This is a genomic window from Bacteroides bouchesdurhonensis, from assembly GCF_900155865.1.
GTDB classification, from domain to species: Bacteria; Bacteroidota; Bacteroidia; order Bacteroidales; family Bacteroidaceae; genus Bacteroides; species Bacteroides bouchesdurhonensis.
In genome coordinates, this window is the sequence record NZ_LT707006.1 from 3,670,707 (window position 1) to 3,692,985 (window position 22,279).

Sequence of the window (22,279 nt, forward strand, 5' to 3'; positions counted from 1 at the left end):
CTTACATGAAAGTATCAGTTATTACCGCTACATGGAACAGCGGTAAAACACTTTGCACGACCTTGGATAGTGTACTCAGCCAAAGTTATCCCGACATAGAGCATATCATTGTGGACGGGGGAAGTACAGACAATACGATGGAAATAGTCCGGGAGTATGAACCTCGTTATAATGGACGATTGCGGTTTATAAGTGAACCGGACAAAGGTCTTTATGATGCTATGAACAAGGGGATTCGGATGTCCACGGGGGAGGTGGTTGGTATCTTGAATTCGGATGATTTTTATACTTCTTCGGATGTAGTGGAAAAATTAGAGAAAGAGCTTGCTACCAACCGAGTGGATGCAGTATATGGAGATATTCATTTCGTGGATGGCAATGACTTGGGTAAATGTGTCCGTTATTATTCGTCAAGACTTTTCCACCGTAGCTGGATGCGACTTGGCTTTATGCCTGCACACCCAAGTTTCTACTGCCGCAAAATTATATATGATAAGTATGGTGGCTTTGATTTGTCTTATAAGATTGCTTCCGACTTTGAATGTCTTTTACGGTTTATTTTCGTACATAAAATACAGACAACATATATCCCAATGGATTTTGTAACCATGCGCACAGGAGGGACTTCCACCAGTGGCTTTGCCAGCCATAAACAAATTATATCCGATCATCAAAAAGCATTCAAACGTAATGGCATATACAGTAATGCCTTTTTGGAATCATTGAGGTATATTTATAAAATTCATGAAGTATTACTAACAAAAATAACAAGATGAAAACAGCTTTAATCACCGGCATTACCGGGCAAGACGGTTCGTTTCTTGCAGAATTTCTATTGGACAAAGGATATGATGTTCATGGTATCATCCGTCGTTCATCAGTTGATTATCGGGAGCGTATTGCTCATTTAGAGGGGAAACCTCATTTTCACTTGCACTATGCGGATATGGGGGACTCTATGTCTTTAGTGAAATTAGTAGGTAAAGTACAGCCTACTGAGATTTACAATTTGGCTGCTCAAAGCCATGTACAGGTGTCGTTTGATGCACCTGAATTTACAGCTGATGTGGACGCTGTAGGAGTACTCCGCATATTGGAGGCGGTTCGTACCAATCATCTGGAGAAAACCTGTAAGATTTATCAGGCTTCAACTTCCGAACTTTATGGCAAGGTAGAAGAAGTTCCTCAAAATGAAAATACACCGTTTCATCCTTACAGCCCTTATGCCGTAGCCAAACTCTACGGCTATTGGATTGTGAAAGAGTACCGCGAGGCTTATAATATGTTCTGTTGTTCGGGTATCCTGTTCAACCACGAATCGGAACGCAGAGGCGAAACCTTTGTAACGCGCAAGATTACATTGGCTGCTGCCCGTATTGCTCAAGGGAAGCAGGATTGTCTGTATCTGGGTAATTTGGATTCCTTACGTGATTGGGGATATGCTAAAGATTATGTGGAATGTATGTGGTTGATTCTTCAACAGGACAAACCGCAGGATTTCGTCATTGCAACAGGTGTACAGCACACTGTTCGCGAATTTGCTACATTGGCATTCCACTATGCCGGCATTGAACTGCGTTGGGAAGGTGAAGGTATAGATGAGAAAGGTATTGATGCAAAGACCGGAAAGGTACTGGTAGCTGTCAGTGAGGATTTCTATCGTCCTACGGATGTTGTCAACCTATGGGGTGATCCTACGAAAGCTAAGAATGAATTGGGATGGAATCCGCAATCCACCTCCTTTGAAGAGTTGGTGAAAATTATGGTGTCTCATGATATGCAAAAAGTGGCTGCGGAACATGTGGCCAACGTAATGCGTACCAACTTGGCCGAATATCTGGAGAAAGGAATTGTAAAATGATGGATAAGAACGCAAAAATATATGTAGCAGGACACCGTGGGATGGTGGGTTCTGCCATTGTCCGTGAGTTACATCGGCAAGGGTATATGAATATTACCACTCGTACTCATGCAGAATTGGATTTGACACGGCAAGAAGCTGTGGAAAAGTTTTTTGCGGAAGAAAAACCGGAATATGTCTTTTTGGCTGCTGCCAAAGTAGGTGGTATCATTGCCAACCAATCTGCATTGGCTGATTTCATGTATGACAACATGATACTGGAGATGAACGTGATTCACGCAGCTTGGAAGAACGGCTGTAAAAAATTGGAGTTCTTAGGTTCTTCATGTATTTACCCACGTTTGGCCCCTCAGCCTATGCCTGAATCTTGTTTGCTAACATCAGAATTGGAGAAAACGAATGAAGCGTATGCCTTGGCCAAAATATCGGGTTTGAAATATTGTGAATTTTTGAATCGGCAGTATGGTACGGATTTCATTAGTGTGATGCCAACAAATCTGTATGGACCCAATGATAATTATCATCTTGAACATAGTCATGTACTTCCTGCTTTGATCCGCCGTTTCCATGAGGCGAAAGAGGCGGGTCTGGATGAAGTGACTTGCTGGGGTGACGGCAGCCCGCTCCGGGAGTTTCTATATGTAGATGATTTGGCTAATCTGTGCGTGTTCTTGATGAACAACTATTCGGGGAATGAAACTGTGAATGCAGGAACCGGTAAAGAATTGACCATTAAAGATCTTACAGAATTGGTGGCTAAGGTTGTAGGATTTACAGGCGAAATCAAATGGGATACCTCACGTCCGAATGGCACACCCCGAAAGCTTTTGGATGTATCGAAAGCAACGGCTTTGGGGTGGTCTTACCAAACTGAATTGGAAGATGGTATCCGATTGGCTTATGATGATTTCCTGCATAATCCCATGCGTGCAGAAAGGTAACGATTTAAAACATTATTTATGCAAATTCTTTTATTATCCGGAGGCTCTGGGAAACGTCTTTGGCCTCTGTCAAATAACAGTCGTTCCAAACAGTTTATAAAATTACTCAATTCTCCCGATGGTCAAAAAGAGTCGATGGTACAACGGGTTATTCGTCAATTGGGAGAATCCGATTTAAAAGGTCATGTAACCGTGGCTACCAGCTTGTCTCAGGCTGATGTTATTTACAATCAGCTGGGTGAATACATCGATGTAGTGGTGGAGCCAGAAAGACGTGATACATTTCCAGCCATTGCTTTGGCAGCTTCATATCTGAAATATGAGAAATCATGTGCCGATGAAGAAGTAGTTGTTGTTATGCCTTGTGACCCTTTTACGGAAGCAGGATATTTCAAAGTTATTGAGCAGATGGTGCATGCGGTGGATGACAATGTAGCTGAGCTGGTTCTTATGGGGATTACTCCAACCTATCCATCTGTTAAATATGGATATGTAGTGCCTGATGAATCGAAACTGAAAGGTGGAATCTTTTCGGTCAAACGGTTTACGGAAAAACCAAATGTAGCTACAGCGGAATATCTTATAAAAGAAAATGCATTTTGGAACGGTGGCGTATTTGCTTTTAAGTTGGGATATATGATGAATATTGTGGAGCAATATATCCGGACTGTTTCTTTTTCGGAAATCCGTAACAGATATAGTGAATTCCCCAAAATCAGTTTCGATTATGAGGTGGCAGAAAAGGCCAAATTGGTAGCAGTAGTTCCTTTCTCTGGCAAATGGAAAGATTTAGGGACTTGGAATACACTTACAGATGAGTTGGAAGACCATGTAATAGGTAATGTTATCACAGATGGAGAGGCGGAAAATACACATATCATTAATGAATTGGATCTTCCGATTATGTGTATAGGAACCAAAGATTTGGTGATTGCAGCATCGAATGACGGTATTTTAATTTCCGAAAAGAACAAGAGCGAGAACATAAAAAAATATGCAGACCGGCTACAGTGTTGTCCAATGTATGAGGAAAGACATTGGGGAGAATACAAGATTATTCATAATGTTCAATATTCAGATGGCTTTCAGTCGTTGACGAAGCAATTGATTATAAAGGCAGGAAAAAGTCTCACATATCAAGCTCATCATCTACGGAAAGAGGTATGGACGGTTGTTGATGGAGAGGGACTGTTGGCTATAGAAGGAAAAATTACCCCAGTTAAACGGGGAGATACTGTTTGTATCCTTGAAGATATGCGCCACGGTCTAAAAGCCATAAATGACTTGACCCTGATAGAAACGCAAACCGGAAGCGATCTTCTTGAAGATGATGTGGAATTGTTTGATTGGAATTGGCAAAAGTAGATACAAAGTTTGGCGAGAACTTCCAGATAATCAAATCCGATTAAATATCTTACACAAAATTCAGAATTATAAAAGGTAAGGGCTTTTGTGATTCTTCCATTGATTATGAAAATCGAGTTTATGGGAGAATCAAAATTTATATTGCATTCCAAAAATGCAAATGTTCAGTGGATAGTATCAAAATATTCCGGTGTTAATCCATTAAGAATTTATCTTATGCTATTTCGTATGGGAATGAAGAAAGAACAAGAAGTGTTGGAACAAACTGCGTCTTGTACATCACTTTTTGTTCTTTTGATATCTTGAAAACATTGATTGTATAACATGGTTTCTTCGTTATCGGTTTATTATCGAAAACTTGCTTATCACGTAATAGAATCGGACGGCTTCCTATGGGTCGGATTCAAGCCGGGAATGGTACATTTTATTGCTAAAGAGGTTTGGAATATTCGCCCCTTGACCCGAACGGACGTTGAGAGATATTATGAGGAGTTTACAGTATTAACCCAAGGTAAAGGGAGTCTTTATTTTCGGATTGTAGCTCATGGTGGATTTCTGAAAGAGGCGTTGGCTTATGAGTTGCATGGTTTGACTGTTTCTGACGACAACTACCTCAGAAGCCTTAATTCCGGCAGACATGTAGAACTTTACCCACATAACGAGAAAGCTTATCGTGCTATTATAAAAGGCTTTGAACAGCATCGTATCGGTACCGTTGTGCAAGCGACCGGGACGGGAAAGTCATATCTGCTGGCTCGTTATATATCAGACCATGCCACAGAACGAATTTGCGTATTTGCTCCAAATGTCACAATCCTGGAGGAGATCAAAAAAGCGGTAGGCTTTACCTCTCCTTATATCTGCTATCGAACGTTTCAGTCATTGATATATTATCGAAAAAATGATAAACAACTCAAAGCAGATCATATTTTGATTGATGAGTTTCATCATTTCGGTGCAGAAATATGGGGGGCTGCTTTGCAGGAGGTAATTGAATCCAATCCGCAGGCCTATATATTAGGAACATCGGCGACTCCTATTCGCCCGGAGGGAATGATTGATACGGTGGATCTTTATTTCGAGGGAAATCTGTTTTATGAACTTACCTTACCTCAGGCTTGGTATTACCGTATTTTACCAGTCCCAATCCTGGTACAAAGTGCCTATGGATTAGACGGTGAACTGAATCGTTTACAAAAGCGATTGGATCGAAGCGGATGTTCAATTCGACGAAAAGAACAAGTCCAAAAGAAACTGGATGTGGCTCGCGTTGATTTTAAAGGGGCGTTAGGAGCTCCTGAGGTAATCCGAAAGTTCTTGCCCAAAGATGTATGTAAACTGCTGGTTTTTTGCCGTGATCTTACCGACCTGAAACAGATGGTTCCTGAGGTGTGTGGCTGGCTGACACAAGCCGGACGGGTAATCATACCATTTGAGATCCATCACACTCAAAGCGAACGGACTAATAATCAAATACTAAAGGCTTTCCAAAAAGAATCTGGGAAATTGCATGTATTGTTCTCTGTCAATATGCTGATAGAAGGACTGCATGTGGAGGGCATAGATGCCGTCTTGTTTCTACGGCGGACAGAATCCTATATTGTTACCCTGCAACAGCTGGGCCGTTGCTTGGATGCCGGAAGCGGGAAACAGCCTGTCGTATTGGATTTTGTGAACAACCTATCGGGCAAATCTGTATATGACATGATGGCCTTGCACATGGAACGCCTTGCCTGTCAGCCTTCACCCAAGGGATTTGAAGGGGTGACCTCTTTTCTGACCACAGGTTTCCTATCAGACATACGGCTTCGTATTGAGGAGATATTGACAGAGTTGGAACCTTGGCAGATCATGTATGAGAGGCTTATTGAGTTCCGTAAGAAAGAAAATGACTGGCCTTCGGTTACAGAGGGGAAGCTGGGCTTGTGGTGCAATACGCAGCGCATGGCTTACAAACGGGGAAGACTCTCGGAGGAGCGTTACAAACTGCTGGAGTCTGTCGGCTTTGAATGGAACTTGCTGGATTCAAACTGGATGAAGGAATTCCAATCATTGAAAGTCTTCTTTGCGACTCAAGGCCGCTGGCCCAAACGGGAGGATGGAGCTTTGGCTACCTGGTGTTATACTCAACGGGAAAGACGCAAGAAAGGACGTTTGAGCAAAGAACGTATTCGTGTGTTGGATGAGATCGGATTTGTGTGGAGTCAGGACTTGAACGGTGAATGGATGAAAAATTATGAAGCGTTGAAAATCTTTCTTGACAAACAGCAGCGCTTTCCCAAATCAGCCGAAGGTTATTTGGGCGAGTGGTGCAGTAGACAGCGGAAAATGCGCAAGCAAGGGAAACTTTCCCCTAATCGTCAAACACTATTAGATCGAATAGGATTTGTCTGGTCGGTGGAGCAGGTCTGGCGAAGCTACTTGGAACAGTTGCACCAGTTTCATGTCCAAAATGGACGGTGGCCTGGATGTCGTGAAGGGGCGTTGGGGCGTTGGTGTACGGTTCAAAGACGGAATTATCGAAGAGGAAGCTTGTCGGATCAAAAAATCGCCCAATTGGAACAAATAGGATTTATACCCTTGAAAGGAGACAAGTAATACAGAAGAAATGGAAATACTCTCATTTCATACGAAACAATAGAGTTTCCGCAGCCTTATTATCGCAGTTCAAAGTACACTATGATTTTAGAATACAATATACCCAATCGCTTTTCGTACTAATAGGCATATTACCGTTTATACAAGCCACCCTTAAATTTCGGATAGAAGGACTGGTTGCTTTCCACATACATATAGTGTCTAAATAAACAGCAAATATTGATAAATGAGTATTCAATATAAAATCATCTTTGGATATATGGTGTTGATTGTGGCTATAATCGGTATGATTATAATCATGGTACGTGAGCGGAATAGGGTTTTGGTGATTGAAACTGAGGCACAAACAATTCATCGGGTTCAACACAATGGAAATATAGTCCAGCATCACATCACGATTCTCTCAACTTATGGTGAAACAGCCCTTTCTTGGGAAGAGGAGGATTTTGCGAACTATCATTCTCTTCGTCTGCATATCGATTCCATGTTGCAGGCCATGCACAAGGGGTATGAGGAATTTGTCAGCCAAAGTCAAATAGACTCGCTGCGCTATCTATTATCCAGTAAAGAAGAGCATTTATACCAAATTATGCAACTTTTCCATAGTCAGAACAGTCAGGAAGGTATGCAATTCTCTCATTTACCAGCGGAAGCTCAACCGCGTACTGTTATTCGTAAAAAGAAAGGTTTTACAGGATTTTTAGGGGCAAAAGAAACTCTGGAGATAGTTCCTTCCGCATCTACAATTCTCAAGACATTGAACAAGGAATTGCTATCCATGCAGGAAGAACGGCAGAAAAGTATCAATGCTTATACCGATAGCCTCCGCAACCACAACAAGGAACTCAACCGAAAGCTTCGCCATCTGATAACCACGATGAACAACCAGACAGAACGTGTACTTGAAGCGAAGGAATGTCATCTTAGAGAATCTTACAACCGTTCCATATGTGTCATCTCCTGGCTGATTATCTCCGCCATTATTCTGCTTGTCATATCCTATCTGATTATTCAAAAAGATTTACGGGAAAAGGCAAGAACAAGGAAGCGTTTGGAAGATACGATACAACAAAACACTGCGCTGTTGGAAATGCGCAAGAATATTATCCTGACCATATCGCATGACATACGTGCCCCTTTGAATGTCATTGACGGCAGTGCCGATCTGGCAATGGATACACGTGAAAAGAAACGGAGGAATATCCATCTGAATAACATAAGGAGGGTGTGCAAGCATGTGGTACATCTGCTTAACAACCTGTTGGATGTGTACCGGTTAAACGAGGCGAAAGAAATACGGAACGATGTCCCATTCGACCTGCATGAATTATTGGAACGTACCGCTGCCGGTTTTTCTCATATAATCAATAATAAGGGTATCCTGTTCAATTGTGATTTTAAGGATACGGAAGTCAAGTTATATGGTGATGCAGACCGCATAGAACAGATTATAGACAATCTGCTTACCAATGCAGTTAAGTTCACGGAGACCGGCACAATCAATTTCAATGTGCACTATCTCAATGGACTGCTGGTCATGGAAATAGTGGATACCGGTGTTGGTATGAGTGAGGAGACACTTTCCCGTATCTTTCGTCCTTTTGAACGCCATACCTCTGCAACCAATGCGGACGGATTCGGATTGGGGCTTCCGATCACGCAAGGACTTGTCAATCTTCTTGATGGGACAATAGAAGTAACAAGTTTGATTAATTGTGGAAGCACATTTCGTGTGACCCTTCCCATGCCGGAAACGGATGAACCGTTGGAAAGCGAAAAACATGTCCCGACGCATTCCACACACCTGCATCACAATGTACTTGTTATTGATGACGACAGTATGTTGCAAGCTGTCATTAAAGAAATGTTAGAGCGTAATGGCATGGCCTGTACAACTTGTACCACAGTCAAAGAGGTAGTAAAAGCCATGCGGGAAAAAGATTATAACCTGTTGCTTACAGATATCCTGATGCCTTACACCAACGGGTTTGAATTGTTGACTTTGTTACGTAACTCAAGTATTGGCAATTCAAAGACTATACCCATTGTCGCTATGACTGCACGTGGAGAGAAGGAGAAAGATGCTTTTTTGAATGCCGGATTTACAGCCTGTATTTATAAGCCGTTCTCATCTACAGAGTTGATCGGTCTGTTGTCAACTATAGAAAGGGGTTGCCCTGACAAAAAGCATGATGTAGATTTCAGCATGATGTTGTGTGAGGTGAGCGATAAGATAAAATTATTATGTTCCTTTATTGACCAGTCGAAAAAAGATGTTGAAGAACTCAATTCGGCCATAGAAAATTGTAATAGGAAGAAATTGCGTGAAACGGTTCACCGTATGCTGCCGATGTGGGAATTATTACATAATGAAGAAATGTTGTTCGCTTATCGTTCCCTTTTAAAAGATGAAAGGGCCAGTGACACTGCTTTAAAAGAATATACTCAACGGATAATAAATCATACCGATATGTTGATGGCAGCAGCAAAAAATGAAATAAAAAGACAGACAAATGAAACGGAAAATACTGATAGTTGAAGACAATATCAGCCTGTCTCAGATGCAGAAGGACTGGTTTGCACAAGCTGGTTATGATGTCGTGACAGCTATGAACGAACCGATAGCCCGTTCACTGATACGCAAAATACAATTTGATCTGATTCTATCGGACGTACGTCTACCCGAAGGGGACGGAATATCTCTACTGGAATGGCTGCGCAAGGAAAGAAAGGATATTCCTTTCATCATCACGACCGAGTATGTGTCGGTTCCCGATGTGGTGCGCACTATTAAGTTGGGAGCGATAGACTACCTTCCCAAGCCGGTACGCAAGGAACATCTGCTGGAACTGGCAGAAGATGTGTTCCGCCCCATGGTTACGGTACGGAAACAGGAAAAGGTACTGTTTCACCGTACAAGTCCGAAGATCCTACAAGTGGAGAAACTTGCCAGACTGGTAGCTCCATCGGAAATGTCGGTGATGGTACTTGGTGCCAACGGTACAGGGAAGGAGTCGGTGGCACAGAGCATCCATCTGGGCAGCGAACGCCGGGAGATGCCTTTCGTGGCGGTGAACTGCGGGGCACTGCCACGTGAACTGGCCGCCTCGTTGTTCTTCGGTCACGAGAAAGGGGCATTTACCGGTGCCGACACCGCCAAGACCGGATATTTCGACATGGCGAAAGGCGGAACTCTGTTTCTGGACGAGATAGGTACAATGTCCTATGAGATTCAGTCCATGCTGCTGCGCGTGTTACAGGAGAATACCTATACTCCGATAGGCAGTGACAAGGAACGGGTAGCGGACGTGCGTATCGTTACCGCCACAAATGAGAATTTGCAACTGGCCATCAAGGAAGGGCGGTTCAGGGAAGACCTTTACCACCGCCTTTGCGAATTCGAGATACGTCAGCCTTCATTGGCGGAATGTCCGGAAGACATCATCCCTTTGGCTGAGTTTTTCCGTGAACGCCATTCGAAAGAACTGAAAAGGGAAACACAAGGCTTTACGGAAGATGCCAAGCGCAGGATGCTTACCTATTCATGGCCGGGCAATGTCCGGGACTTACAGAACCGGATCAAACGTGCTGTATTGATTGCGGAGACTCCGATGCTGGATATGGAAGGATTGGATATTGAGATCCGCCAAAGTGGAGATACGCACTCCCCGGCAATTCAGCCGTTGAAGGATGAGTCATTGGAGAAAATAAATATTATCAATGCTCTTAAAACTTGCAACGGACACCGGGAACAGGCTGCCGCACTGCTGAACATCAACCCAGCAACACTGTACCGGAAGATGAAGAAATACGGGGTGAAATAAAAATGAGCCTGCCGTTAGTGCAAATCTCACTGAATATGTGTACATTTGCAAACAAATAGAGAAAAATCGACATATTGTCTCTAAGACAATTGCTGACTGTATATGACATAAGACCGCAAGGTGTTTCTAATGGGAATCTGGAAAATTAACATTGAAAGGAACTATTGCGTGATTGCTTATGCTATGCCTACGCATAGCGTGCATTCACCTATTCCTTTCAAAGGCATTCCAGAGCCTCCATTAGAAGTAGCGTGTTTGCACGCTTCTTTTTTTGACGGCTTACGGTCCGGTATCAAAACAGAATTTATGCCAAAAGTCCAAGCTGTAACGGCGATGACACTGGACGGCTTCCTGCCGGAAACCGACAACGTGCTGATGCGATGGGTAATGAACCACAGGAAAGGTTTTGCCCGTTGGCGGGAGCGTTGTGATGCCCGGATTTTACCCCATTACATACTAGACCTTCTTTGTGAAAAAGACACTAAAGGCGATTCCTTTATCTACCTGGCAGAAGTTTCTGATGCAGAAACATTGGATCTCCTGCGTGGCCTCTTCCATTACAATCTTGTGGAAGAACTTATTATCTACCTTTTTCCTTATTCCGCCGGCAAAGGGAATTCCATACAGGCCATCTTTCCCGTCCGGCAATGGCAGTTACACAAGGCCGTTGTCCTGCCTGGTGGCATCTGCCGTCTGATTTATCGTAATCCTTGCAGGATGTAACTTGCAGATTGCGAGAATCCTTGCATCCTGCAAGGTTAATTTCCCATCAAATATTTCTCCTTTATTTTTTATTATACTGTATTTCAACGGAATAGCTATGTCATTTCGTGAAATACAGAGCCATTGGCACGCCGTTAGCCCTATATCATAATATAACCTGTTGCGCGACAAGGTGTAACCAGTCAATTATTTACACTTTAAAGACAGACCGTATTATGATACAGACAGACCGTGAGACCTTCCAGATGATGCTTCATCAGATTATGGAAAGGTTCGACAGGATTGAAGACAGGCTGAGCCGTATGAACCGCCAGACCTCCGCGCTTGACGGAGACAAGCTGCTGGACAACCAGGACATGTGCGAGCTGCTCGGCATTACCAAACGCACTCTCGCGCGGTACCGCCAGAAGAAACTCGTGACCTATTACATGATAGACGGGCGTACCTATTACAAGTCCTCCGAGGTCGAGGCGTTCCTCAACCAAAAGGGCAGGCGTTTGCCGGCGAGACTGAAAAAACAGATGGAAAATTAATATAAATGAAAGAATATGGAACTTGTATGTATTGACAAACAGACTTTTGAAGAACTGCGTGTCCGTTTTTGCGAATTTGAGGACCGGGTGACACGCCTGTGCCGTCCGGTCGAGGATCTCGGCCTGAAAAACTGGCTGGACAACCAGGAGGTGTGCGACGTACTCCGCATCAACAAAAAGACCCTTCAGGCGTATCGTGCCAAAGGTCTCCTTCCTTTCAGTCGCATCAAGAACAAGCTTTTCTACAAACCGGAAGATATACGGAGATTATTGGAATTGAGTTACCACCCTTTAATAAAGAGCAAATTATGAGCTATCATTTTATAGACAAGAAAGACCCACGCATTGACGTGATGTTCCAGGGACTGGAGAAAATGGAGAGGATGCTTTCAGTAATGGAGGATGTACCGAGATCACTCTTCAACGGTGAACGTTTCCTTACGGACGAGGAACTTTCCAAAGTCCTGCGGGTAAGCAGGCGTACATTGCAGGAATACCGTACATTCGGTGTAATCCCTTACTATCTGGTGCAAGGGAAGGCACTCTATAAAGAGTCCGATATCATGAAAATACTGGACGATGCCTACAAACGGTGCCGGGAGGAACAGCGCTGGGTATAGTACTGCTTCTTTAATCAAGCACGGAGAAACTGCCTGCTGTCAGCCGGGCAGTTTCTCCGTTTTCCATTTCATACAGCCGGTGATTTTATTTTCCGCTTTTTCCTGACGGTGAAATCCTCCTCGCAAAGGTCTATCCTGTTTCCGAAACCTGTGGACCTCAACCGTTTCATGTCCTCGTCCACTTTCGTGTCCGTAACCTGCGCGTAAATCTGCGTGGTGGAAATAGAGGTATGTCCCATCATCCGGCTTACCGTCTCTATCGGAACGCCGAGCGAAAGGGTGATGTGGGTACCGAAATTATGCCGGGCCTGGTGAAAGGTCAAATCAAAACCATATACCTGCCCCAATTCCCTAGTCAACAGGATAAAATACCCGCGGGCATAAATATTGAACACCTTGTCTCCGCTTCTTTGGCCGCGGTATTTCTCTATGATTTGAAGAGGAATATCCAGCAGACGGACAGAAGAGAGCGTATCGCTCTTTTTCCGGTGGATATGAATCCACCATGTGCCGTCGCCGGCCTGCGTGATGTCCTTGTCCGAAAGCCGTTTCAGATCCGCATACGCCAGTCCGGTAAAGGTTGAAAAGATGAACATATCCCGCACGAATTGCAGTTGCGGTTTCTCCACCGGAGTGGTCATGAGTGTTTTAAGGTCTTCCAGTTTCATGTGGCGGCTCTTCCTTTTGGGCAGTTCGGGATGCAGGCGGCAATAAGGGTCGCGTCGCAACGTGCCCTGGCTCACAGCCCGCATCGTGAGCTTTTTCAAACGGTACAGGTGTTCATGCACGCTTTTGGGTTTCAGGTTGCGGTCAGTCCGCAGGAATACCTCGAAATCGTCATAAAACGTCCGGTCAAGGCTTCGCAGCGTCACATCTTCCACGCCTTTCTTTTCCCGGACAAAAGCGGAAAGATGCTTGTAGGAACGCTGATAGGAGTCGTATGTTTCCTGTATGCGGTCTATCCCGACCCGTTTCCTGAACTCCTCGTTATGCTCCCTGAAAAGAGCCAGCAGGGTAAGCGGTTTCTGTCCGATACCCTTGACTGCGTTTTTGACCAGTTCAGCCGTGATGAACCCCAGGCTGTTTCTTATCCGCTCATAATGTCCGGCAATCTCACGTGTCAGGTCATCTATGGCACGGTTCACGGTAACGGCATTCTCGCTCCTTCCGTTGGCACGGCCTTTCTCCGGATTCCAGATGCCCGGATTGACAGAGACTTTGGTCCCTATCTGTGCCCATTCGGCATCAATGCTCACCTTGCACAATAGCTGGCACATTCCGTCCTTTCGCACTTTCGTGCGGTTAATATAAAACAGCACGGCAAAAGTGCTGCGTCGTTTGACATTCTGTTTTTCAGTATTCTTTTCCATATTCTTTCCATTTAAAAGGTTATTAAATGACGACAGAAAAACGCTCCGAGATTTTTCGGTTCAATGCCTTGGTGTCGGCGTCTATCTTCTCATCGGTCACTTTCGCGTAGATTTGTGTGGTCTCTATCTGACTATGGCCGAGCATCCTGCTGACCGTTTCAAGGGGGACCCCATGAGAGAGTGTGATTTCCGTTGCGTATGTATGCCGTCCTGCATGGAAGACCAACGGACGGTCAATGTGGCAGATTCGGGCAATCTCTTTCAAGTAGAGGTTCAGCGTGGAATTGCAATACATCGGCAGCAGCTTGTCACCGGGAGCTGTACCGCTATATTTCTTCAGAATCTGCAACGGTAAATCCAAAAGAGGAATCTCAAATTCTATCTTGGTTTTCTGCCTGGCACTCTTGATCCACCATATTCCATCTTCCGCAAGGCATAGGTTGTCCTTTGTCAGCAGGCGCATATCTCCGTATGGAATGCCGGTAAAACAGGAAAAAAGGAACATGTCACGGACATGATAGAGGGTCTGCCTGTGAAGCGGGGTGGTCATAATCCTGTGCAACTCTTCTGCCGTGAGATATTTCTGCACGTGCTTCGGGCGCACCGGCTCGTAGCCCATGAACGGGCTGGCGGTAATAATACCGTCAGCAATGGCCTCTCCGACAATGGTTTTCAGTTGGACGGTCAGGTTGATGATTGTTCCGGGAGCGAGGTTACGTTCCGTCCGGAGATACAAATCATACTTGTCAATGAAAGAACGGTCCAACGCAGAAAACGGAATATCGGAGAGCTTGTATTGCGCCTGCAAGAATCTTTCGATATGGCTATAGGCATTGCTATAGGCTCTCAGGCTTCCTACCGTACGGTTTATCCCCACACGCTTTTCAAAGTTGCGGATGAACCGCCTGAAATATCCCAGAAGCGTTTCCTGCCCGCTTGCCATTCCAAGCAGTATGCCTTTCACCTCTTCGGCCGTCACACCGTCACGGACAGCCGACTGTTCCATATAGATATTCAATGCCATCGCACGTATCTCATCCAGCCGGTTGTTGATTTCCTTTGCCGCCACGCTTTTTCCGGAAGCGCGTCCCGAAGACCAGCGGGATTGCGGGACTTTTATCTTCACACTGAATGCCGCTTCGGAATATTTTCCGACATTCAACTTTGCCATTACGGGGCAATTCCCGTCGGCATCCGCCTCGCTCTTTTTCAGGTAGAACGACACCTTTACATTTGCCTGGTTCATAACCAATTCCTTTGTTTGCAAAATTATTATATGCAGAGTAAATGAACGGCATGAAAAATGTAGCGGAACGTAGAATAAGACCCCTCGGCCTGCAAACAAAGCCTGTATTTTTTTCTGATACGGAAAAATATGACTAAGTTTGCGTCAGCAGACATGGAAAAAACAGCGTTCTTTGCGGTGGTAAACGGGGTTATCAATGAAAGACGAAAGCTTGTTTTTCAAGCCTCTTTTTTTATCCCGAAAAGGCAACGGATAAGTAGTGATTTGTCCTCCTAACTCCACCTAAAACTTGCTAAAAGCCTCCTGCGGAAGAATGTGGTACAAAACGACATATCCCTTTTGCTATCAAACACTTTACATTATTTTCTCCAAAGTTATCCATATGTGAGCGAGTTTTTCTATCTTTGCAGCATGAAAGAATATCGATTGACTGATTGGTTACCGACTACCAAAAAAGAAGTGGAACTTCGCGGATGGAATGAGTTAGATGTCATTCTTTTCAGCGGTGATGCATATGTGGATCATCCTTCTTTCGGAGCTGCCGTTATCGGACGTATCCTTGAAGCAGAAGGTTTGAAAGTTGCTATCATCCCCCAACCTAACTGGCGGGATGACCTACGTGACTTCAAGAAACTGGGACGTCCGCGTTTATTTTTCGGTATCTCCGGTGGTTGCATGGATTCCATGGTCAATAAATATACTGCTAACAAGCGACTGCGCAGTGAAGACGCTTACACTCCCGACGGACGACCAGACATGCGTCCGGAGTATCCTTCCATTGTTTATAGTCAGATTTTAAAAAGACTTTATCCGGATGCCCCTGTCATTTTAGGAGGCATTGAAGCCAGTATGAGACGACTGAGTCATTATGACTATTGGCAGGACAAAATACAAAAAAGTATTTTGTGTGATAGTAATGCTGACTTACTGGTATATGGAATGGGAGAAAAGCCTTTGGTAGATTTAGTAAGACAGATGAAATGTCTACTTTCCGAAGATGAAACTCTTTTGACTAGTAAGGACCTTAAAAAGATAGTAGAAAACATTCCTCAGGTAGCCTATCTCTGTCGCGCTACGGAATGGACACCTGCATCAGATGATATTCAACTCTATTCACATGAAGAATGTCTGGCTGATAAAAAGAAGCAAGCCGGCAATTTCCGACATATCGAAGAGGAGTCTAACAAATATGCAGCTTCCCGTATCACACAGGCTGTAGACAATAAAATCGTAGTTGTCAATCCACCCTATCCTCCGATGAGCCAGGAAGAACTTGACCATTCGTTTGATCTTCCTTATACCCGTTTGCCTCATCCTAAATATAAAGGAAAGCGGATTCCAGCTTACGATATGATCAAGTTTTCAATAAACATTCACCGGGGGTGTTTTGGTGGCTGTGCTTTCTGCACTATTTCCGCACATCAAGGAAAGTTTATAGTCAGTCGTAGTAAAGAGTCCATTCTGAAAGAAGTAAAAGAGGTAATGCAATTACCGGATTTTAAAGGATATCTGAGTGATTTGGGTGGTCCGTCTGCTAATATGTATCAGATGAAAGGTAAAGATGAAGCAGTCTGCAAGAAGTGTAAACGTCCTTCATGTATTCATCCCAAAGTATGTCCGAATCTAAATTCAGATCATCGACCTTTATTAGATATATACAAAGCAGTAGACACTTTGCCCGGTATCAAGAAGTCATTTATCGGTAGCGGAGTACGTTATGACCTACTTCTCCATCAGAGTAAAGACGCTGAGACTAATAAGAGTACTGCCGAATATACTCGTGAGCTGATCATTAACCACGTTAGCGGGCGATTAAAGGTTGCCCCCGAACATACCAGTGACCGGGTATTGTCGATTATGCGGAAACCGTCTTTCAATCAATTTGAAACATTCAAAAAGATATTCGACCGTATCAACAGAGAAGAAAATTTGCGCCAACAGCTCATTCCTTATTTCATATCCTCCCATCCGGGGTGCAAAGAAGAAGATATGGCGGAACTCGCTGTAATCACCAAGCAACTGGATTTTCATTTGGAGCAGGTACAGGACTTTACTCCGACTCCAATGACAGTCGCTACCGAAGCATGGTATACAGGATTTCACCCATACACTTTAGAACCAGTATTCAGTGCCAAAACTCAACGGGAGAAGTTAGCGCAACGTCAATTCTTCTTCTGGTATAAACCGGAAGAACGGAAAAATATAATCAATGAGCTCCGGCGTATCGGACGACAAGATTTGATAGATAAATTATACGGAAAGAAGCCTGGAAATAAACGCTGAAATTACTTTCAGACATATTCCATTTCCAGGCTATGGTATTATATCTTATGACGGATTGGATGTAGAAGAACTTGGCAACGCCACAATCTCCTTCAACACACTAACCGCAGTTTCCACATTACACACATCTTTAATCAACATACTCCGTCTTCCATTTTGTTCTCTCAAATCACAACGGCGAGTATATTTCATCATATAATCAATAGCCTTGCCGAAAGCCTGACTTTGATAGAACGGACTGTCAGGGTTGGACACAAAGAAAAGCGTCATACGCCCACCCTTCAAGAATATTTTCTCTGCTCCCAATCGTGCCGCCAACCGACGAAGAGGAACAATTCGAAGCAACTCTTCTGTTTCCGGAGGAACAGGACCGAAACGGTCTTCCAAACGGGAGCGGAAAGCTTCCACTTCTGTATCCAGCGTTAATCCGTCCAGTTCACGATAGAGCAACATACGCTCGCTGCTTCCCGTAACATAATTTGCCGGCAACAACAATTCAAGATCACTTTCTATCTGACATTCATCCACAAACTGCTCACCACTGATTTGTCCTTCTCCCTTGATTTCATCTGCATACAGATCGGCAAACTCATCGTTCTTTAGTTCATGAACCGCTTCGGACAGGATTTTTTGGTAAGTCTCATATCCCAAGTCAGCGATAAAGCCACTTTGTTCGGCCCCAAGCAGATTTCCGGCTCCACGTATATCCAAGTCTTGCATAGCAATATGAATTCCACTACCCAAGTCACTGAAGTTTTCAATTGCCTGCAAACGCCGTTTGCCCTCCGTTGTCAAGCTGCCTAACGGCGGAGCCAACAGATAACAGAAAGCTTTCTTATTGCTTCGTCCTACACGCCCTCGCATCTGGTGAAGATCACTCAATCCAAAATTCTGGGCCTGATTGATGATAATAGTATTGGCATTCGGAATATCAATTCCACTTTCGATAATAGTCGTCGCTAACAATACATCATAATCGTAATTGACAAAATCAAATATAATCTGTTCCAACTGAGCAGGTTCCATCTGCCCGTGACCGATAGCTACACGACAATCAGGGATATGGCGTTCGATCATTGCTTTTAATTCCGGCAAATTCGCAATTCGATTATTGACGAAGAATACTTGTCCGTTACGGCTCATTTCAAAATTAATTGCGTCCGTAATGACCTCTTCATTAAACGTATGTACTTCCGTTTGAATCGGATAACGGTTGGGCGGCGGAGTAGAAATCACACTCAAGTCACGCGCTCCCATCAAAGAAAATTGGAGTGTACGGGGAATAGGAGTAGCCGTCATGGTCAGTGTATCCACATTCACTTTCAGTTGGCGCAGTTTTTCTTTCACGGAAACTCCAAACTTCTGTTCCTCGTCGATAATCAGCAATCCCAGATCTTTAAAATGGACATCTTTTCCTAAAATGCGATGAGTTCCGATCAGGATATTCACTTCTCCTTCCTTCAAGCCCTTCAGCACAGCTTTTACTTGAGTTGCCGTACGGGCACGACTCAAATAATCCACGCGGCAAGGCAAATCTTTCAAACGCTCACGAAATGTTTGAAAATGCTGATAAGCAAGAACAGTAGTCGGGACCAAAACAGCCACTTGTTTATTGTCGGTTACAGCTTTAAAAGCAGCACGAATTGCCACCTCTGTCTTTCCAAAACCTACGTCTCCACAAATCAAACGATCCATTGGGCGGTCTCCTTCCATATCCGCTTTCACATCGGCAGTCGCTTTACTCTGATCAGGGGTATCTTCATAAATAAACGAAGCTTCCAGTTCCCGTTGCAAAAAACTGTCAGGACTATAAGAGAACCCCTTTTCTTGACGACGTTGGGAATAGAGCTTGATCAGGTCACGGGCAATATCTTTAATTTTACTCTTGGTACGCTCCTTTAGCTTTTCCCATGCACCGGTTCCCAACTTATTCAGTCGGGGAGCTTCTCCATCTTTTCCTTTATATTTGGAGACTTTATGCAAGGAATGAATAGAAACAAAGACCACATCTTCATTTTGGAAAACCAACTTCAAGACCTCCTGTGTGGTATCTCCATTCGGAATACGCACCAACCCGGAAAAGCGTCCGATACCATGATCGGTATGTACAACATAATCACCCGGAGTAAATTGATTCAATTCTTTCAGCGAAAGAGCCACTTTTCCGGAACGGGCTTTATCGCTTTTCAGGTTATATTTATGGAAACGGTCGAACAACTGGTGATCAGTGAAAATACAAAGACGCAATGTACGATCAACAAATCCTTCGTGGAGCGTACGTACTACCGGTGTAAATTGTATTTTATCTCCCCTATCCTCAAATATCGCTTTGATGCGGTCAGTTTGCTTCACACTGTCACTACAGATATAGAGTGAATATCCCTTCTCCAAATAATCTTTGAAAGAAGAAGCTACCAGATCAAAATTCTTATGGAAGATTGGTTGTGCTGAAGTCTCAAACATCACACTGGCATTCGGTGTTCCTGTCGGCTTATTACCAAACTCCATCCGGCGGAAATCAAGAGCACGCAATGTAAATTCACTACCGTCTATCAATTTACCTTCTAAAGTGATTCCTCCATTTTCTTCCGCTTCCTGTACAGCAATTGCTTGTGGAGTAAGTGCTTCGTCATGTACTGCCTGAATACGTTCACGCAACCAAAGGAAGTCACGCATAGCCAGAACAGTATCTTTCGTAAGAAAGTCAAGGAAGGAAGTAGTTACATCACCTGTCACTGCCAAATCCGGTACAATTACTATCCCTTCTTTTTTTTCGCGTGAAAGTTGTGATTCGACTTCAAACGTACGGATACTCTCGACCTCATCTCCGAAAAAGTCGATACGATAGGGATATTCGGAAGCAAAAGAAAATACGTCGATAATGCTACCACGGACAGCATACTGTCCGGGTTCATAAACGTAGTCTACATATTCAAAACCATAACTATGCAGAATGTCAGTTACAAAGGTCAGATCTACTTTCTCTCCGACATTTAGTTTAAGGGTTTTGTCACTTAATTCCTTTCGCGATACTACTTTCTCAGCCAACGCATCGGGGTAAGTAACAATACACAAGCCCTTTTCTCCTTTTTGCAAACGACTCAGGACTTCGGTGCGCAAAATCTCGTTAGCAGCATCTTTTTGTCCGTACTTGATAGAACGTCGAAATGAAGAAGGGAAAAACAATACACTTTCTGCTCCCAATACCTGTGTCAGGTCATGATAGAAATATCCAGCTTCTTCCAGATCACTCAGAATAAAGACAAAAGGACAAATATCTTGCTTGACCAAAACAGATGAGAACAAGGATGCAGCGGAAGCATGCAATCCACCACAATATAGGGTCTGAATCGAAGTATCCTTTAATAATCGCCTAAGAACGGCCGTATTAGGATGAACGGCATATTGATGTTGTAACTCGGTTATTGTCATATCTAAAAAATTACTCTGCAAAAGTACGAATTTTACATGAATCTATCTCACACAGAATGTGCAGATTATGCACGCCATATCAAACCAAGACGGTGAAAACTGAACAAATAAAGTCTGTTTTCACCGTCATTTATCCTTTTCAGAATTATATTTATAAACAGTCTCTAAGAAGATAATGTTTATCTATTGCATTTATGTTTGAGTGTTATTCCTTTCACACTATTGTTTCGAATAATGTGTTTATTTAAATAAGATAGACTACCTTTGTAGTTTAAAAGAAAATATATATCATTTTATTATAATGATTTGTTTCTTATTTGTGTTTCATTTGATTAACCTTAAAATCTGAAATTATTATGAAATTAATAACGATTGTTAGTTTAAGTAATTTATTAGTTAAAAGAGAAAAGCTATCCATACTTTTAATTGTATTGTTTGTTGGGGGGATATTCTTCTTCTTTCTTGGGCAGATGTATTATGATACAAGGAAGGATATGTTTAATCATAAGGCAGAGGACGCTTTCAGAAACGCTTTGCAGGATAAATTACAGAATGAGTCTTTTGAAGGCTATCTTTTTGCCAGTAAACGTACATCACAACCGAATGAGTTGCCAGATACAATTTATGTATATAATGATGAGGGTATGCATGCATACCCTTTAGATAAAGAAAAAAATAGCAAAAATGTAACGTCTGATCCCAATGCACGCATTATACATTCGGAATTTTTATCTGCCCATCCTATCGATGTAGATTCTTTATATAAAGGATGGCAGAAGTATCTGAAGAAAGAGAATATAGCTGGCACTTTTGTGTTAAAGCTCCTTGTTTCGGATGAAAAAGACAGTATTGCTACTTCTGTTTTTCCGAATGTTTCTTTAGGCGAAAATTTAGCACAATGTTTCAGACTGACAATTGGTTATCGATGTGAAGTTGATATATTGGGGTTTTGTTCTCCTTCTTTTGGGCAGTTAGTAGGGATAAAAGGAATTGCTTATAGTTTACTTTATTGGCTATCTATTATTGGCATTTATGGGATTATAATCTATCTAAAAAGAAAAGAGAAAAGTATATCAATTTTGGATCAAAAGGGAGAAGATAATTGGATGGAACAAAAAATTAAATATGTGAGAAGTGAAACTGCTCAAATTTACCAACTATCTGAAAGTGTAATTTTTGATGCAGACCGGAGAAAACTAATAGTAGATGATAAAGAGATCTCTGTGTACCCACAATGTGCCATTTTATTACAGCATTTTTTAGATACTCCAGATCATATTTTGAAAGATGAAGAAATTGTTTCATTATTTTGGACGGAAAAGACTGATAATACAAACAACATTTATATTCTTATAGGACGTTTGCGTAAGCTTTTAGCAAAAGTGGCACCTATTGTGATTGATCGATATGAAATGTCAGGTTATCAATTAAAAATTCTTATATAGGAAAATATTCGATGAAATCGGCACTTTTGACTTGAATT

General features: G+C 43.0%; 16 protein-coding genes. 13 read left to right on the forward strand and 3 right to left on the reverse strand.

Going from position 1 to position 22,279, the window contains the following annotated elements; all coding sequences use genetic code 11:
• The first annotated feature begins 5 nt into the window (after window positions 1-5).
• The 11 genes from CZ225_RS15775 (at window position 6) to CZ225_RS15830 (ending at window position 12,465) form a co-directional block, all read left to right on the forward strand.
• The gene (locus tag CZ225_RS15775) at window positions 6-776 is read left to right on the forward strand and encodes a glycosyltransferase family 2 protein (RefSeq protein WP_008777768.1); all 771 of its coding nucleotides are present in this window, start codon (window positions 6-8) and stop codon (window positions 774-776) included.
• Window positions 773-1,861, forward strand: coding sequence for a GDP-mannose 4,6-dehydratase (gene gmd / locus CZ225_RS15780; RefSeq protein ID WP_008777767.1), 1,089 nt, complete (start codon window positions 773-775; stop codon window positions 1,859-1,861). The genes CZ225_RS15775 and gmd overlap by 4 nt, the downstream gene beginning before the upstream one ends.
• Window positions 1,858-2,802 carry a GDP-L-fucose synthase family protein gene (locus CZ225_RS15785; RefSeq protein ID WP_008777766.1) on the forward strand — a complete coding sequence of 315 codons (945 nt, stop codon included), beginning with the start codon at window positions 1,858-1,860 and terminating at the stop codon, window positions 2,800-2,802. Before gmd ends, CZ225_RS15785 begins: the two co-directional genes overlap by 4 nt.
• Before the next feature lie 18 nt (window positions 2,803-2,820).
• Window positions 2,821-4,167 carry a sugar phosphate nucleotidyltransferase gene (locus CZ225_RS15790; RefSeq protein ID WP_008777765.1) on the forward strand — a complete coding sequence of 449 codons (1,347 nt, stop codon included), beginning with the start codon at window positions 2,821-2,823 and terminating at the stop codon, window positions 4,165-4,167.
• Window positions 4,168-4,491: 324 nt separating this feature from the next.
• Window positions 4,492-6,765, forward strand: coding sequence for a Helicase associated domain protein (locus tag CZ225_RS15800; protein ID WP_077154671.1), 2,274 nt, complete (start codon window positions 4,492-4,494; stop codon window positions 6,763-6,765).
• A gap of 226 nt (window positions 6,766-6,991) precedes the next feature.
• Window positions 6,992-9,304, forward strand: coding sequence for an ATP-binding response regulator (locus CZ225_RS15805; protein ID WP_077154672.1), 2,313 nt, complete (start codon window positions 6,992-6,994; stop codon window positions 9,302-9,304).
• Window positions 9,279-10,589: a sigma-54-dependent transcriptional regulator gene (locus tag CZ225_RS15810; protein ID WP_008777762.1), complete on the forward strand. Its 1,311-nt coding sequence runs from the start codon at window positions 9,279-9,281 to the stop codon at window positions 10,587-10,589. Before CZ225_RS15805 ends, CZ225_RS15810 begins: the two co-directional genes overlap by 26 nt.
• A 183-nt stretch (window positions 10,590-10,772) precedes the next feature.
• A complete protein-coding gene (locus CZ225_RS15815) occupies window positions 10,773-11,312 on the forward strand; it encodes a hypothetical protein (RefSeq protein ID WP_234983064.1) in 540 nt (179 codons plus the stop codon).
• Window positions 11,313-11,527: 215 nt separating this feature from the next.
• Window positions 11,528-11,845 carry a helix-turn-helix domain-containing protein gene (locus CZ225_RS15820; RefSeq protein ID WP_008777760.1) on the forward strand — a complete coding sequence of 106 codons (318 nt, stop codon included), beginning with the start codon at window positions 11,528-11,530 and terminating at the stop codon, window positions 11,843-11,845.
• Between the two features lie 15 nt (window positions 11,846-11,860).
• Window positions 11,861-12,157, forward strand: a complete 297-nt coding sequence (locus tag CZ225_RS15825; RefSeq protein WP_008777759.1) for a helix-turn-helix domain-containing protein — start codon at window positions 11,861-11,863, stop codon at window positions 12,155-12,157.
• Entirely contained in the window at window positions 12,154-12,465 is a 312-nt protein-coding gene (locus CZ225_RS15830; protein ID WP_005644200.1) for a helix-turn-helix domain-containing protein, read from the forward strand. The genes CZ225_RS15825 and CZ225_RS15830 overlap by 4 nt, the downstream gene beginning before the upstream one ends.
• Before the next feature lie 68 nt (window positions 12,466-12,533).
• Here the strand turns inward: CZ225_RS15830 and CZ225_RS15835 are convergent, their stop codons facing one another.
• Both CZ225_RS15835 and CZ225_RS15840 read right to left on the reverse strand, forming a co-directional pair.
• A complete protein-coding gene (locus tag CZ225_RS15835; RefSeq protein WP_008777758.1) occupies window positions 12,534-13,835 on the reverse strand; it encodes a site-specific integrase in 1,302 nt (433 codons plus the stop codon).
• Between the two features lie 22 nt (window positions 13,836-13,857).
• Entirely contained in the window at window positions 13,858-15,081 is a 1,224-nt protein-coding gene (locus tag CZ225_RS15840) for a site-specific integrase (RefSeq protein WP_077154673.1), read from the reverse strand.
• A gap of 411 nt (window positions 15,082-15,492) precedes the next feature.
• Here CZ225_RS15840 and CZ225_RS15845 point away from each other — a divergent pair, with 411 nt between their 5' ends.
• Complete coding sequence (locus CZ225_RS15845; RefSeq protein WP_077155853.1) at window positions 15,493-17,364, forward strand: YgiQ family radical SAM protein; 1,872 nt, start codon at window positions 15,493-15,495, stop codon at window positions 17,362-17,364.
• Between the two features lie 45 nt (window positions 17,365-17,409).
• Here the strand turns inward: CZ225_RS15845 and mfd are convergent, their stop codons facing one another.
• Window positions 17,410-20,796, reverse strand: coding sequence for a transcription-repair coupling factor (mfd, locus tag CZ225_RS15850; protein ID WP_077154674.1), 3,387 nt, complete (start codon window positions 20,794-20,796; stop codon window positions 17,410-17,412).
• 356 nt (window positions 20,797-21,152) lie between these two features.
• Here mfd and CZ225_RS15855 point away from each other — a divergent pair, with 356 nt between their 5' ends.
• A complete protein-coding gene (locus CZ225_RS15855; protein WP_077154675.1) occupies window positions 21,153-22,241 on the forward strand; it encodes a winged helix-turn-helix domain-containing protein in 1,089 nt (362 codons plus the stop codon).
• Window positions 22,242-22,279 lie beyond the last annotated feature (38 nt).